This is a genomic window from Mesorhizobium alhagi CCNWXJ12-2, from assembly GCF_000236565.1.
Classification (GTDB): Bacteria; Pseudomonadota; Alphaproteobacteria; order Rhizobiales; family Rhizobiaceae; genus Allomesorhizobium; species Allomesorhizobium alhagi.
This window is the reverse complement of record NZ_AHAM01000186.1, coordinates 1-13,922: the sequence shown is the minus strand read 5'-3', so window position 1 is coordinate 13,922 and position 13,922 is coordinate 1. Positions and strand designations below refer to the sequence as shown.

The 13,922-nt window shown below is 62.7% G+C and carries 15 protein-coding genes; 10 read left to right on the top strand and 5 right to left on the bottom strand.

Annotated features, from left to right (window positions below; all coding sequences use genetic code 11):
- Positions 1–161: 161 nt before the first annotated feature.
- The 4 genes from serS to MAXJ12_RS21820 all read left to right on the top strand — a co-directional run bounded on the left by serS (position 162) and on the right by MAXJ12_RS21820 (position 4,707).
- Entirely contained in the window at positions 162–1,640 is a 1,479-nt protein-coding gene (gene serS / locus MAXJ12_RS21835; RefSeq protein WP_008838165.1) for a serine--tRNA ligase, read from the top strand.
- A complete protein-coding gene (surE, locus tag MAXJ12_RS21830) occupies positions 1,640–2,398 on the top strand; it encodes a 5'/3'-nucleotidase SurE (protein WP_008838164.1) in 759 nt (252 codons plus the stop codon). Before serS ends, surE begins: the two co-directional genes overlap by 1 nt.
- A complete protein-coding gene (locus MAXJ12_RS21825) occupies positions 2,395–3,048 on the top strand; it encodes a protein-L-isoaspartate(D-aspartate) O-methyltransferase (RefSeq protein WP_008838163.1) in 654 nt (217 codons plus the stop codon). The genes surE and MAXJ12_RS21825 overlap by 4 nt, the downstream gene beginning before the upstream one ends.
- A gap of 129 nt (positions 3,049–3,177) precedes the next feature.
- Positions 3,178–4,707: a peptidoglycan DD-metalloendopeptidase family protein gene (locus tag MAXJ12_RS21820; protein ID WP_040587278.1), complete on the top strand. Its 1,530-nt coding sequence runs from the start codon at positions 3,178–3,180 to the stop codon at positions 4,705–4,707.
- Positions 4,708–4,795: 88 nt separating this feature from the next.
- On the opposite strand, the gene MAXJ12_RS21815 is transcribed toward MAXJ12_RS21820, so the two are convergent.
- Together MAXJ12_RS21815 and MAXJ12_RS21805 are read right to left on the bottom strand one after the other, a co-directional pair.
- On the bottom strand, positions 4,796–5,098 hold the full coding sequence (locus tag MAXJ12_RS21815; RefSeq protein ID WP_008838161.1) for a BrnA antitoxin family protein: 303 nt from the start codon (positions 5,096–5,098) through the stop codon (positions 4,796–4,798).
- A 297-nt stretch (positions 5,099–5,395) separates the two neighbouring features.
- Positions 5,396–6,271 carry an ATP-binding protein gene (locus MAXJ12_RS21805; protein WP_008838159.1) on the bottom strand — a complete coding sequence of 292 codons (876 nt, stop codon included), beginning with the start codon at positions 6,269–6,271 and terminating at the stop codon, positions 5,396–5,398.
- A gap of 169 nt (positions 6,272–6,440) precedes the next feature.
- On the opposite strand from MAXJ12_RS21805, the gene yajC reads away from it, so the two are divergent.
- The 6 genes from yajC (at position 6,441) to MAXJ12_RS21775 (ending at position 12,144) form a co-directional block, all read left to right on the top strand.
- On the top strand, positions 6,441–6,776 hold the full coding sequence (gene yajC, locus MAXJ12_RS21800) for a preprotein translocase subunit YajC (RefSeq protein ID WP_040587291.1): 336 nt from the start codon (positions 6,441–6,443) through the stop codon (positions 6,774–6,776).
- A 54-nt stretch (positions 6,777–6,830) separates the two neighbouring features.
- Positions 6,831–9,386, top strand: coding sequence for a protein translocase subunit SecDF (gene secDF / locus MAXJ12_RS21795; protein ID WP_008838157.1), 2,556 nt, complete (start codon positions 6,831–6,833; stop codon positions 9,384–9,386).
- Positions 9,387–9,392: 6 nt separating this feature from the next.
- Positions 9,393–9,782 carry an Mth938-like domain-containing protein gene (locus MAXJ12_RS21790; protein ID WP_008838156.1) on the top strand — a complete coding sequence of 130 codons (390 nt, stop codon included), beginning with the start codon at positions 9,393–9,395 and terminating at the stop codon, positions 9,780–9,782.
- Positions 9,783–9,784: 2 nt separating this feature from the next.
- On the top strand, positions 9,785–10,642 hold the full coding sequence (locus MAXJ12_RS21785) for a phytoene/squalene synthase family protein (RefSeq protein WP_008838155.1): 858 nt from the start codon (positions 9,785–9,787) through the stop codon (positions 10,640–10,642).
- A 101-nt stretch (positions 10,643–10,743) separates the two neighbouring features.
- A complete protein-coding gene (locus MAXJ12_RS21780) occupies positions 10,744–11,172 on the top strand; it encodes a hypothetical protein (RefSeq protein WP_008838154.1) in 429 nt (142 codons plus the stop codon).
- A 3-nt stretch (positions 11,173–11,175) separates the two neighbouring features.
- The gene (locus MAXJ12_RS21775) at positions 11,176–12,144 is read left to right on the top strand and encodes a sterol desaturase family protein (protein ID WP_008838153.1); all 969 of its coding nucleotides are present in this window, start codon (positions 11,176–11,178) and stop codon (positions 12,142–12,144) included.
- On the opposite strand, the gene MAXJ12_RS21770 is transcribed toward MAXJ12_RS21775, so the two are convergent.
- The 3 genes from MAXJ12_RS21770 to trmFO all read right to left on the bottom strand — a co-directional run.
- Entirely contained in the window at positions 12,145–12,477 is a 333-nt protein-coding gene (locus MAXJ12_RS21770; RefSeq protein ID WP_040587277.1) for a type II toxin-antitoxin system RelE/ParE family toxin, read from the bottom strand.
- A complete protein-coding gene (locus tag MAXJ12_RS21765) occupies positions 12,449–12,754 on the bottom strand; it encodes a type II toxin-antitoxin system ParD family antitoxin (RefSeq protein WP_008838151.1) in 306 nt (101 codons plus the stop codon). Before MAXJ12_RS21765 ends, MAXJ12_RS21770 begins: the two co-directional genes overlap by 29 nt.
- Before the next feature lie 79 nt (positions 12,755–12,833).
- Positions 12,834–13,922: methylenetetrahydrofolate--tRNA-(uracil(54)-C(5))-methyltransferase (FADH(2)-oxidizing) TrmFO (trmFO, locus tag MAXJ12_RS21760; RefSeq protein WP_008838150.1), on the bottom strand; the 1,089-nt coding region annotated here is incomplete at its 5' end.

Below are 13,922 nucleotides of genomic sequence, written 5' to 3'. Positions count from 1 at the left end.
TTATCCCTACTTGCGGGGCGGAAAGCGTTTTCCTGCATTTGCGAACGGGCCGCATCCACCCAAAATGCAACCCGTCCGCCGCGCCCGTCTTGCATCGGCGAAGGATGCGGTTTACCCCCTGCACCGGCCTTTTGCCGCCATTCCGAACGGACAGACCGACCATGCTCGACATCAAATGGATTCGCGAGAACCCGAAAACCCTGGTCCAGGCGCTGGTGAAGCGTTCGTGGTCCGCCGAGGAGGCCGAGGCGGCCGTCGACGACCTGATCCTCAAGGACGAGGCGCGGCGGGCCCATCTCGGCGAATTGCAGGTCAAGCAGGAGCGCCGCAACGCCGCCTCGCGCGAGATCGGCAACGCCATGCGCGCCGGCGATTCCGCCCTTGCCGAACAGCTCAAGGCCGAGGTGGCCGAGATCAAGAGCTTTATTCAGAACGGCGAGGCGCGCGAGCGCGAACTCGACAAGGCGCTGAACGATGCGCTGGCGGTGATCCCGAACGTGCCGCTGGACGACGTGCCGGTCGGCGCCGACGAGCACGCCAATGTCGAGAAGCGCTCGTGGGGCAGGGAACTCATCGCCGCCCGCCAGCCGCGCATGGGGAACAAGCCCAAGGAGCATTTTGAACTCGGCGAAGCGCTCGGCCTGATGGATTTCGAGCGCGCCGCAAAGCTTTCGGGCAGCCGCTTCACGGTCCTGAAAGGCCAGCTTGCGCGGCTCGAACGCGCGCTCGGCCAGTTCATGCTGGATTTGCACACGACCGAGCATGGCTATCAGGAGGTGCAGCCGCCGCTTCTTGTGAACGACGCAGCGATGTTCGGGACGGGGCAGCTGCCGAAGTTTGCAGAAGACTTGTTTGCGACCTCTAGAACTTCGAGTGGTGTTGAGAAGGTGGTGCGAGCGCTGCTTTCAGCAACCGCACGGGTGCAGACAAACTCGGAAATTGCCCAGCCTGATAGTCGCGCTGCAGTCGAGAAGGTCGTCGAAGCTCTCCTAAGTCAGCAGCCGCAGCAAGTTATCGAACCTGAAAGGCAGCGCCTCTGGCTCATCCCTACCGCCGAAGTTTCTTTGACCAACCTCGTGCGCGAGGAAATCACGCCTCTCGAAAAATTGCCGTTGCGTTATACGGCGCTGACCCCTTGCTTCCGTTCGGAAGCCGGTTCGGCCGGGCGCGACACGCGTGGCATGCTGCGCCAGCACCAGTTCTACAAGGTCGAGCTGGTCTCGATCACCGATGCCGAAGCCTCGATCGCCGAGCATGAGCGCATGACGGAATGCGCCGAGGAAGTGCTGAAGCGGCTGGAACTGCCGTTCCGCACCATGACGCTCTCAACCGGCGACATGGGTTTTGGCGCACGTAAGACCTACGACATCGAGGTCTGGCTGCCCGGCCAGAACGCCTATCGCGAGATCTCGTCCTGCTCGGTCTGCGGCGATTTCCAGTCCCGCCGCATGGACGCGCGCTACCGGACCGGCGAGAAGCAGACCCGCTTCGTCCATACGCTGAACGGCTCGGGCGTCGCCGTCGGCCGCGCGCTGATCGCCGTCATGGAAAATTACCAGAACGAGGACGGCAGCGTAACCATTCCTGAAGTGCTGCGCCCCTATATGGGCGGGCTCGAAAAGATCGAACGGGCGAAATGATGCGCATCCTGCTGACCAATGACGACGGCATCCACGCCGAAGGCCTCGCGGTCCTTGAACGTATAGCGAAGAGCATTTCCGACGACGTCTGGGTGGTCGCGCCGGAGACCGACCAATCCGGCTTCGCGCATTCGCTGTCGCTGTCGGAGCCTCTCAGGATGCGCAAGATCGGCGAGAAGCACTTTGCCGTGCGCGGCACGCCGACCGATTGCGTCATCATGGCGGTGCGCAAGATCATGCCGGAGCAGCCGGACCTCATCCTGTCCGGCGTCAATTCGGGCTCGAACCTCGCCGACGACGTGACCTACTCCGGTACGGTGGCCGGTGCGATGGAAGGCACGCTGCTCGGCATCCGCTCGATCGCCGTCAGCCAGGCCTACAAGGTCGTCGAAGAGGGGCGCGAGGTGCCGTGGGAAACGGCGGAGGCGCTGGCGCCGGAACTGCTCAAGAAGCTGCTCGCGGTCGATCTGCCGGCCGGTACCTTCCTGAACATCAATTTCCCCAATTGCCGGCCCGACGAAGTTGAGGCGGTGCGCGTCACCGTCCAGGGCAAGCTGGTCCACAGCCTGTGGATCGACCAGCGCGCCGACGGCCGCGGCATGCCTTACTACTGGCTGCGCTTCGGCCGCGAAGCGCCGGAACTGAGGGAAGGCGAGGATCTTCATGCCGTGCTCAACAAATGCGTGTCGGTCACGCCGCTCAAGCTCGACCTGACGGCGCATGAAGTCCGCGATCAGTTGACGAAGGCCCTTGCATGAACGAGGCGATCGACGAGCGCGAAGGTTTTGCGGCCTTCCTTCTTCGGCTGCGCGGGCGCGGCATCGTCCCCAAGGACATGATCGCCGCCTTCGAGGCGACGCCGCGCCGCGGCTTCCTTTCCAACCTGCATCACGACGTCGCCTGGTCCGACCGTATGCTGCCGATCGAATGCGGCGAGGCGATCGAGGGCGCGGATCTGCAGGCCGGCGTGATCGCCGCGCTGGCGATCGAGCCGGGCAACCGGGTGCTGGAGATCGGCACCGGCTCTGGCTACACGGCGGCCGTCATGGCAAAGCTCGCCGGCCGTGTCGTCACGCTCGACCGCTACAAGACCCTTGTCGAACAGGCGCGCCAACGCTTCGAGGCGCTCGGCATCTCCAACGCGCTTCCGCGCCAGGCCGATGGCTCCAACGGGTTGCCGGGCGAGGGGCCTTTCGACCGCATCGTGGTGTGGTCCGCCTTCGACAGTCTGCCTCGCACCTTCGTCGACCAACTGTCGAGCGGCGGTATCATGATCGCGCCGATCGGCCCGGAAGAGGGCGAACAGGTGCTGGCGAGATTGACCAAGATCGGCAGCCGCTTCGAGCGCGAGGACATCGGCACGGTGAGGCTGCAGCCGATCGGGCGCGGCGTTGCCAAGGTCATCTGACCTGGCCCCTGCGGCAGGATTTTTTCGATTTGCTGCAATTAGATGCGGATTTTATTCAAGCTTAACTGACCAGTAACATTAACGCGCTTTAATCATGCCTGTCGGTGTTGAGTTGTGCGGGTTATTGCGATGCGTATCAGTGTTTTCCGGTCAAGCAAGCGCAGTCTGGCGCGCAGTGTGGCCATTTTTCTAGTGGTGGGCATGGCGGCAGGTTGCAGCCAACAGGTCTCGCGTTTCGGCGGCGGCGGCATCGACGACATCTTCACCGCCTCGACTCCCAACCAGCGCCAGATCCTCAAGCAGGATCAGCCGTTTCCCGGCGATGTTGCGGTAGCACCGGCGCCTGCCGCGGCCCCTGTGCAGACTGGTTCGGTCACGCGCGGCAGCCTGACGCCGATCTCCTCGCAGCCGCTTCCCGCGCCGGTGGCGGCAGCGCCGGCCCCATCGGCAAAGCCGATCCGCACGGCCGCAGCGCCTTCGCCGATCGCGCCGACTGTCAAGCTCGACCAGACACCGACCGGCACGGTCGCCAAGTCCGAGCCAAAGACAAATTCCGTCATGGCAAGCCTCGAAGGCGAACCGGAAGGCTGGTCGCGCGCCGGCGGCACGCAGATCACCGCCAAGGAAGGCGAGACGGTCTACAACCTGTCTCGCCGCTTCGGCATCCCGGCGAACGTCATCATGAAGGTCAACGGACTGGACGACCAGAGCGGCCTGCAGGCCGGGCAGAAGGTCATCATCCCGACCTACGTCTATTCCAGCAAGGCCCCGGTCTCGGCCCCCGACAGCAATCCGAACGTCGCCGACGCCAAATCCTCGACCGGCACGAAATACGACATCCCTGCCAACAAGGTGCCGACGCCGACCGGCGCGCCGCAGGACAAGCTCGCCGTATTGCCGAATACGCCGAAGGTGAAGGAAGGCGAGACCCCGTCGCAGGTCGCGGCTTCCACCGGCGAGGCGAAGGCGTCCAGCGCCCCCGGCGCCTATACGGTTGCGGCCGGCGACACCCTCTCGCGCATCGCCAGGAAGACCGGCGTCGGTGTGGCCGCGCTCAAATCCGCCAACGGGCTGGACGACGGCCTGATCCGTATCGGCCAGACGCTGACTATCCCGGCCGCCGGAGCAGTCGCAAATGCTGCACCCGCCGCTGTCGATAAAACGACGACGGGAACGGCGGCCGCGGCCAAGGAAGCTGCTCAAGTTCAGCCGGTTGCCTACACGCCGCCCAAAAAGACCGAGAAGCTGATCGAGCAGGCCGACCAGGAGGCGCCCGACGCCACCGGCATCGGACGCATGCGCTGGCCGGTGCGCGGTCGCGTCATCTCGGGCTACGGCAAGGGCGCGGGCAAGGCCAATGACGGCATCGACATCCAGGTGCCGGAAGGAACGCCGGTCAAGGCCGCCGAGAACGGCGTCGTCATCTATGCCGGCGACGGTCTCAAGGAATTCGGCAACACCGTGCTCGTTCGTCACGAGGATGGGCTGGTGACCGTCTATGGCCACGCCAGCGAGTTGAAAGTCGCGCGCGGCCAAAAGGTCAAGCGCGGCGAGGAAATTGCCCGCTCCGGCATGAGCGGCACGACGGATGCGCCCAAGCTGCACTTCGAAGTACGCAAGAACTCCGCGCCCGTCGATCCGACGACCTTCCTGGAATAGATCGGCACCCGCCCGCCTCTAGTCGCTACGCAATTCGACCCGCCCACGATAGGCGGGTCGCTTGCTTTTCAGGGCACGATCACGAGGCTCAAATTTTCGCGCGTTTCAGCGCCTCGTTCATCCGCGACTGCCATCCGCGCCCAGTGCCGCGGAATTTTTCGATCACGTCCTGATCGAGCCGCAATGTGATCTGCTTCTTGGGTGTTTCGACCGGAGGCCGGCCGCGCGAGCGCATGATGCTTTCCGCCAGATCTGGGAAAACTTCACTGAAAGGCCTCGCCCGCTTGAGGTCCTCTTCCGTCCACTCGGGGTTGTCGGAGACTTCGTCCCAATCTTCACGGCTATATCCGCGGTCAGGTACAAACTCCTTCAAAAGCTTTTGCTTAGTCATTGGCCGGCCTCCTTTCCTTGATGTTGGGAGAGCGCATAGAAATTATCGAAATGCCCTCCCGACCCAACCGCCTGAATATGACTGCAACTGGGACTTGGCCAAGCTGCCGATCGCCTTGAAGCGATCGTCTCTGGCAGGCCGGATCAACGCGGCAAGAAAGAAGTCTTCTGTCAGGACAGCAAAATCCATCCCGTGTTTGTCGAGATTGGCAGCCCGCTTCCGTTCATCCCAAACGATCTTCACGGATAATGTAGCCCCAAGACTGCCGCCGTCAATAATGTAACTACAAAAAGTTTCTCAATCCCGCAGCGGCTTTCCCAGTCTTCCGGCGAGATCTTGCGTGAACTGCCAGGCGACACGGCCCGAGCGGCTGCCGCGGGTCGTCGCCCATTCCAGCGCCTCGGCGCGCAACCGCTCGGCATCGATCTCCAGCCCGTGATAGCGGACATAGCCGTCGATCATGTCGAGGTAGTCGTCCTGCGAGCATTTGTGGAAGCCGAGCCATAGTCCGAACCGATCGGACAGCGAGACTTTTTCCTCGACCGCCTCGGACGGATTGATCGCCGTCGAGCGCTCATTGTCGATCATATCACGCGGCAGGAGATGCCGGCGGTTCGACGTGGCGTAGAAGATCACATTGGCCGGTCGTCCTTCGACGCCGCCCTCAAGCGCGGCCTTCAACGATTTGTAGGACGTGTCGTCATGGTCGAAGGACAGGTCGTCGCAGAACAGAATGAAGCGGAACGGCGAGGTCTTCAGGATCGCCATCAGTTTCGGCAGCGTGTCGATGTCCTCGCGATGGATCTCGATCAGCTTCAGCGGCTCGGCATTCTTGCGCCCTGCGTTGATCGCGGCATGCACCGATTTGACCAGCGAGGATTTGCCCATGCCGCGGGCGCCCCACAAAAGCACGTTGTTGGCGGGAAAGCCGGCGGCGAAGCGCTCGGTATTATCCAGAAGTATGTCGCGGACGCGGTCGACGCCGCGGATCAGCCCGATGTCGACGCGGTTCACCCGATGCACTGGCTCAAGCAGGCCGGGGTCGGCAGCCCAGACGAAGCAGTCGGCCGTGGACAGGTCTGTCGGCGTCACATTACCGGGCGCCAAACGCGCTACCGCCTCGATCAGGAGGTCGAGCTTGGCGGCCAGGGTTTCGAGCGTCTTGTCGTTCATTTGGCGATCCGCAGTCCGTCTAATCATGGTGGCAACGCTCTAACACGCTGAATCCTGCCGGAAAAGCCGCGTAAGGAGCCGCATGCGCGGTTGCAAAGCGGGCTCCAGCGACTATATTCCGGCCAACTTTGGCGGGACCGTTTGCGGCCTTCATATTTCAGGAGTTTTCATGTTCGTGACACCGGCATACGCTCAGGGCGTCGGCGCAACCCCCGACGTTTTCATCAGCATCCTGCCCTTCGTCCTGATCTTCGTGATCATGTACTTCCTGATCATCCGGCCGCAGCGGCAGCAGTTGAAGAAGCGCGGCGAGATGCTGGCGGCGATCCGGCGCGGCGATACGGTGGTCACCGGCGGCGGGCTCGTTGGCAAGGTCACCAAGGTGATCGACGACAGCGAACTCGAGGTTGATCTCGGCGGCATGAAGGTCACCGCGCTGCGGGCGACCATCTCCGATGTGCGCGTCAAGGGCGAGCCCGTGGCCAATCAGAACGCCAAGAAATAACCGCATTAAAAGCGGAAACAATGCGTTACTGAACGCCTGAACTGACGAGGCACAATGCTCTATTTTTCGCGCTGGAAGACGGTTTCTATCTGGGCGGTCGTCCTCCTTGGACTGATCTTCGCTGCGCCGAACCTGTTCTCGCAATCGACGCTCGACGCGCTGCCCGACTGGATGCCCAAGCGGTCGATGACGCTCGGCCTCGATTTGCAAGGCGGTTCGCACATCCTGCTCGCCATCGACCGGCAGGACCTTGTCGACGAGCGCCTGCAGTCGGCGCGCGACGATATCCGCACCCTGCTGCGCGATGCCAGGATCGGCTATACCGGGCTGTCCGGCTCCGGCAGGACGATCCAGGTTCGTATCCGCGAGGCCAATGAGGTCGAGAAAGCCAAGGAAGCGCTGGACGCCCTGGTCCAACCTGTTGCCGCCAATCTGTTCGGCACCGGTTCGATCACCGAAATGTCTCTCGAAGAGCCGGAACCCGGCCTTCTGCGCTACACGCTGACCGACGAGGGTATCGATTACCGCGTCGGAACGGCGGTAATCCAGTCTATCGAAGTCGTCGGTCGCCGCGTCAACGAACTCGGCACGACCGAGCCGATCATCCAACGCCAGGGAGCCGATCGTATTCTCGTCCAGGTTCCGGGCCTGCAGGATCCGCAGCGGCTCAAGGACATTCTCGGCCAGACCGCCAAGCTGACCTTCCAGATGGTCGACCAGACCGTGCCTGTACAGGAGGCGATCGAGGGCCGCCCGCCGGCAGGTTCGTCCGTGCTTTATTCGCAGGATGATCCGCCGGTTCCGTACCTGATCGAGAACCGTGTCATCGTTTCGGGCGAAAATCTCGTCGATGCGCAGGCGACCTTCGACCAGCGTACCAATGAAGCCGTCGTTTCCTTCCGCTTCGACTCCAAAGGCGCGTCGCGTTTCGGCCAGGCGACGCAGCAGAATGTCGGCAAGCTCTTTGCTATCATTCTCGACAACCAGGTCATCTCTGCCCCGCAGATCCGCGAACCCATCCTTGGCGGAACCGGCCAGATTTCCGGCAATTTCACTGTCGAAAGCGCCAATGACCTGGCCGTGCTTTTGCGCGCCGGCGCGCTTCCGGCCGATCTGACCATCGTCGAGGAACGCACAGTCGGTCCGAGTCTCGGCGCCGATTCGATCGCAGCCGGCGAGATCGCAGCCATGATCGGTGGCGCGCTCGTACTCATTTTCATGGTCGTTGCCTATGGCAGCCTCGGCATAATCGCCAACCTGGCGCTCATCGCCAATATCGCGATGATCATTGCGCTCCTGTCCGTGCTCGGCGCGACGCTGACTATGCCCGGCATTGCCGGCATCATCCTGACCATGGGCATGGCGGTCGATTCGAACGTCATCATCTACGAACGCGTCAAGGAAGAGAGACGCGCGGGAAGGTCGCTCGTACAATCGCTCGACGCCGGCTTCTCGCGTGCGCTCGCCACCGTCGTCGACGCCAACGTCACCACCTTCATAGCAGCCGTCATCCTGTTCTATCTCGGCTCCGGCCCCGTCCGCGGCTTTGCCGTGACGCTCGCCATCGGCATCGTCACCACCGTGTTCACAGCCTTCACCTTCACCCGCTGGATGATCGCGATCTGGCTGCGCCGCGCGCGGCCGACGCAGATTCCGGAAGGATTCATAAAGCTGGTGCCGGACAACACCAGCATTTCGTTCATGTCGATGCGCAAATACGCGTTCACACTGTCGGCCATCCTGTCGATCGGCTCAGCGGTATTGTTCATGACCAAGGACATGAATTACGGCGTCGACTTCCTCGGCGGCTCGCTGATCGAGGTGCAGGCAAAGGCCCCGGCGGCCGATGCCGGCGATGTGCGCGCACGGCTGGGCGAACTCAATCTCGGTGACGTCCAGGTCCAGGAATTCGGTTCGCCGCGCGAATTGCTCATCAAGATCGAATCTCAGGGCGGCGGCGACAATGCCGAGCAATCCGCCTTGGGGAAGGCGCGGCTGGCGCTTGAAGATGACTACGATATCCGCCGCGTCGAAGTGGTCGGACCGACGGTTTCGAGCGAACTCGCCTGGGCCGGCACGATGGGCGTGCTCGCCTCGCTTGTTGCGGTGCTGATCTATATCTGGTTACGCTTCGAATGGCAGTTCGGCCTCGGCGCCGTGGTCGCGACGGTGCATGACGTCATCGCCATGATCGGCCTATATGTCGTGGCTGGGATCGAGTTCAATCTGACCAGCATCGCGGCCATCCTTACGATCGTCGGCTACTCGATAAACGACACCGTGGTCGTCTACGACCGCGTGCGCGAAAATCTTCGCAAATACAAGAAGATGCCGATTCCCGAATTGCTCGACCTGTCGATGAACCAGACGCTTTCGCGAACGGTGCTGACCGGCCTGACGACGCTGCTGGCGCTGTTTGCGCTTTATATATTCGGCGGCGAGGTCATCGCGTCCTTCACCTTCGCCATGATCTTCGGCATCCTGTTCGGCACCTATTCGTCAGTGTTCGTGGCCGGACCGCTGCTCATCCTGTTCAAGCTGCGCCCCGGTATGATGGACACGGAAAGCAAAGCCCCGGTTCCGACGACGGCGCAGCCGTCCAAATCCTGATCCGCCATGGCTGCGGGCATCGTCGTTCGCGAGGCGCATTTTCCGGGGCGGGCGCCTGTCGAAGCCTACGGCAATGGCGGTTTTCGCTTTGCCGACATGTCGCATCGCGGTTCGATCCTGTGCCTGCCGTCTGGCGTCTATGCCTGGGAGCCGGCCGATCCTCTGGATCTGAAATCCTCGGATTTCGCCCGGCTGCTCGCCGAGGCGGAAGCGGTCGAGATCCTGCTGATCGGCACCGGCAAGGATATCAGGCGCTTGCCGGCGTCGCTCAGGGACGTTCTCAAGGCGAACAATATCTCGGCTGACGCGATGTCCACCGGCGCGGCAGTCAGAACCTACAATGTGCTTCTGGCCGAAGATCGCGCCGTCGCGGCGGCCCTGATCGCTGTCGACTGAAAATGACCGGCAATGCCGAGATCGTCACGCAGGCTGTGCGCACAGCCGACCGCGACCGCTACCTTTCCGCGCTTTATGCGCCGGCCGACAAGCGCGATGCGCTGCTTTCGCTCTACGCCTTCAACGCCGAGATCGCCGGGGTGCGCGACCGCATCCATGAAGCGCTGCCCGGCGAGATAAGGCTGCAATGGTGGCGCGATGTGATCGCCGCCGGAAACCCGGCAACGGGACATCCGCTCGCTGACGCGCTCGTTGAAACAATCGTGAAGCACGCGTTGCCGATTGCCGCCTTCGAGAACTATCTCGATGCGCGGATATTTGATCTCTACGACGATCCGATGCCATCGCGCACCGATCTCGAGGGTTATTGCGGCGAGACTGCGGGCGCGATCATCCAGCTTTCGGCGATGATTCTCGACCCGCGCGCGGCGCCCGAATGCGCGCAACTGGCGGGCAGGGCAGGGTGCGCGCAGGCGATTGCCGGGCTCCTCCTGATGCTGCCGATCCATCGCGCGCGCGGCCAGTGCTTCGTACCGCGCGACATTCTCGCAGCCGCCGGCTCGTCTCCCGAAGAATTCGTCGCCGGCGATGGCGGTGCAGGCATGCGGAGCGCTGTTGCGGCCATGATCGCGCTTGCAAGTGAGCATCTCAGTGCCTTCGAGCAGGAAGCATCCGAGCTGTCGCAGCAGTTGCGGCCGGCATTTCTGCCGCTTGCGCTGACCGGTGCGTATCTGAAGCGGCTCAGCCGGCCGGGCTTCGATCCGCTTCGGCAGATCGCCGAACTCTCCGCATGGCGCAGGCATTGGCTGCTGTTGCAACGTGCGTGGCGGGGCTGGCCGGTGCGGCCCTCCTTGACGTAAACGTCAATCGTGCTACGCCTTGACGTAAACGTCAATCGTGCTACGCCTTGCCGTGCTCGGTCACCGAAGAAGGTATTCCGGGCGGGAGGAGAACGCGGCCGATGAGCCTGCCCGTACTCGTCGCGATCGTTGCCGTCGGGATCGCCCTGGCAGTGGCCGCCGTGCATTTTACCGGCGGCAGCAGGCAGGCCAGCATCTCCAGTAAAGACGAGGCGCTGCAGCGCTTCCGGATCGACTTTCCCGCGGAGAATGCCGATGCGGTGCGGCTCACATTGGACGGAAAAGTGGCGTTCATCTCGCTCCACGGAGCCGGCACGGGCATAGTCGGCGTGATCGGCGACAAGTTCCTGACGCGGATCGTCTCAGCGCGAGACATCAAGGGCCTGAAGCTGGCCGGCAACAAAGTCTCGATCCGCTTCCGCGACTTCACCTGGCCGGGCGGCGACTTTGTCTTCGCGGAGCCTTCGGAGGCCCGAGAAGTCGCCGAAGCGCTCGATCCGTCACTCAATTCCGTAATCAGCAAGGCCTGAGTCATGGACGCCAACGATTTTCCCAAAGTCACTGAACTGGCGATCCCGTTCTTCGTCGCTGCCATTCTGATCGAACTATGGTTGGTGCGCACCGGCCGGGCCAAGGGTGCGTTTGAGACCCGCGACACGCTCACCAGCCTGATGATGGGAACCGGCAACGTCGTGGCAGGGCTGCTGCTCGGCGTGGTGTCCTATACCGCGCTGGTCTGGGTCTGGCAGTTCCGCTTCTTCGATCTCGGCCTGTCGGTCTGGGTGTTTGTGGCCGCCTTCCTGCTCGACGATTTGCGCTATTATTTCTACCACCGCATTGCGCATCGCGTCCGCTGGGTCTGGGCCGAGCACGTCAACCACCATTCCAGCCAGCACTACAATCTGTCGACCGCGCTGCGTCAGAGCTGGACGGGCCTGTTCACCGGCATGTTCGTGCTGCAGGCGCCTCTGGTCCTGCTCGGACTCCATCCGGCAGTCATCGCCTTCGTCTTCGGCTTCAACCTGGTCTGGCAGTTCTGGATCCACACCGAGACGATCGGCAAGATGTGGGGCTGGTTCGAATTCATCTTCAACACACCCTCGCACCACCGCGTCCACCACGCCACCAACCCACGCTACCTCGACGCCAATTATGCCGGCACGCTGATCATCTGGGACCGCATGTTCGGCACGTTCGTCGAGGAGCTGGAAGAGGACCGGCCGCGCTACGGCATCGTAAAGAATCTCGGCACCTTCAATCCGCTGAAGGTGGCATTCCACGAATGGATCGGCATGTTCCGGGATGCCTTCTCGCCTGGCCTGACGATGCGCCAACGCCTCGGCTATCTGTTCGCGCCGCCAGGCTGGAGCCATGATGGCTCGCGCGAGACTTCCGAAAGTCTGAAAGCGGATTATGTGCGCAGAAACCCCGGCGAGGCGGGCAAGCCCGGATTGCCGGGCGAAGACGCGCTGACAAAGCCGAATGTGCAGCCGGCGGAGTGACTATTCTTCTTCCAGCTGATTCTCCGCCTCACGCAAGAACGCCTCGAAGTCGCGGCCGCCGTAGAAGACGTTCGTTATGCGGATTTTATTATCCTCGATGACGTAGGCGATGACGGCGGATCGTTCGAAGGGGATGGTGCGCAATCGCGGCATCAGATCGTTGCGTTGGCGACCACCATGCGGTGCGTCGCCGATTTTTTCACAGCGGGCCTGAATCCGGTCGACGTAGCGAAGTGCGACTAAAGCGGAACCGGACGATATCGCGATGTAATCGACAAGCGCATTCACATCCGCTCGGGCAGTACTACTCCAGCGGACCGGAAGGCGTTTCATGAAATCCCCCGGCCACCTTTGATTCGTAACGCCTTCGCAGCTCCGCAAAGACTTCTTCGCTCGAATAGGTCGGACCGGTGTCTTCGACCGACGCCTTTATCCTCGCCCGTATCGATGCCATGCGCTCGGCGTGTTCTTCTTCCTCGCGCTGGAAGGCGCGTAACGCCGCACGGATCACCTCGCTTGCCGATCCATAGGAGCCGTCCTCGACCCTCTGGCGAATGAGACGCGCCATTGCCGGCGTCACGGTGACGGATAGCTTTTCGGCGGATTCCACAGTCGCGCTCCAGATCACTTGCTGGGTAGTATAGTATCCTACTCGACAGCCGAAATCCAATGACGATCCTGTCGGGCGCTTACTCTGCCGCCTGTGCGCTCTGCTCCAGCCCCAGCCAGTCGCGGCAGTCGGCCAGCGCCCTTGAGGTCAGCGCGTGGCGCTTGGCGACGATCTTTTCCTTGCCGCGCAGGCGCTTGCCTTCGGATTTCGGCGCTTCGACCGGTGGGAACAGGCCGAAATTGACGTTCATCGGCTGGAAAGAGCGTTTTCCTGCCTCGTCCTCCGAAACGATGTGCCCGCCGGTTATGTGGTTGAGTAGCGCGCCGAATGCGGTGGTGACAGGCGGTATGGAAGGCGACCGGCCCTGCAGTTCGGCCGCGGCGAAGCGTCCCGCGAGCAGGCCGACCGCCGCAGATTCCACATAACCCTCGCACCCGGTGATCTGTCCGGCAAAGCGCAGGCCCTCGCGCCCCTTGAGCTGGAGCGTAGGGTCAAGCAGCACCGGCGAGTTGATGTAGGTGTTGCGGTGCAGCCCGCCGAGCCGGGCGAACTCGGCGTTCTCCAGTCCAGGAATCATGCGGAAGATGCGAACCTGCTCGGCATGCTTCAGCTTGGTCTGGAAACCGACCATGTTGTAGAGCGTGCCCAAGGCATTGTCCTGGCGCAGCTGCACGACGGCATAGGCCTTGACCTGCGGGTTGTGCGCATTGGTCAAACCCATAGGCTTCATCGGCCCGTGGCGAGCCGTCTCCGCGCCGCGCTCGGCCATGACCTCGATCGGCAGGCAGCCGTCGAAATAGGGCGTGCCTTCCCATTCTTTGAAGTCGGTCTTGCCGCCATCGAGCAGCGCCTGGATGAACGCCTCGTATTGCGGCTTGTCCATCGGGCAGTTGATGTAGTCCTTGCCGGTTCCGCCGGGTCCGACCTTGTCGTAGCGCGACTGGAACCAGCAGACATCCATGTCGATCGTGTCGAAATGGATGATCGGCGCGATGGCGTCGAAGAAGGCCAGCGCGTCGGCGCCGGTCGTCTCGGCGATCGCCTCAGCCAGCGACGGCGCTGTCAGCGGACCGGTGGCGATGATCGCCTGCGCCCAATCTTGCGGGGGCAGGCCGGTGATCTCCTCGCGTGAGATCGTGATCAGCGGGTGCGCTTCGAGCTCGGCGGT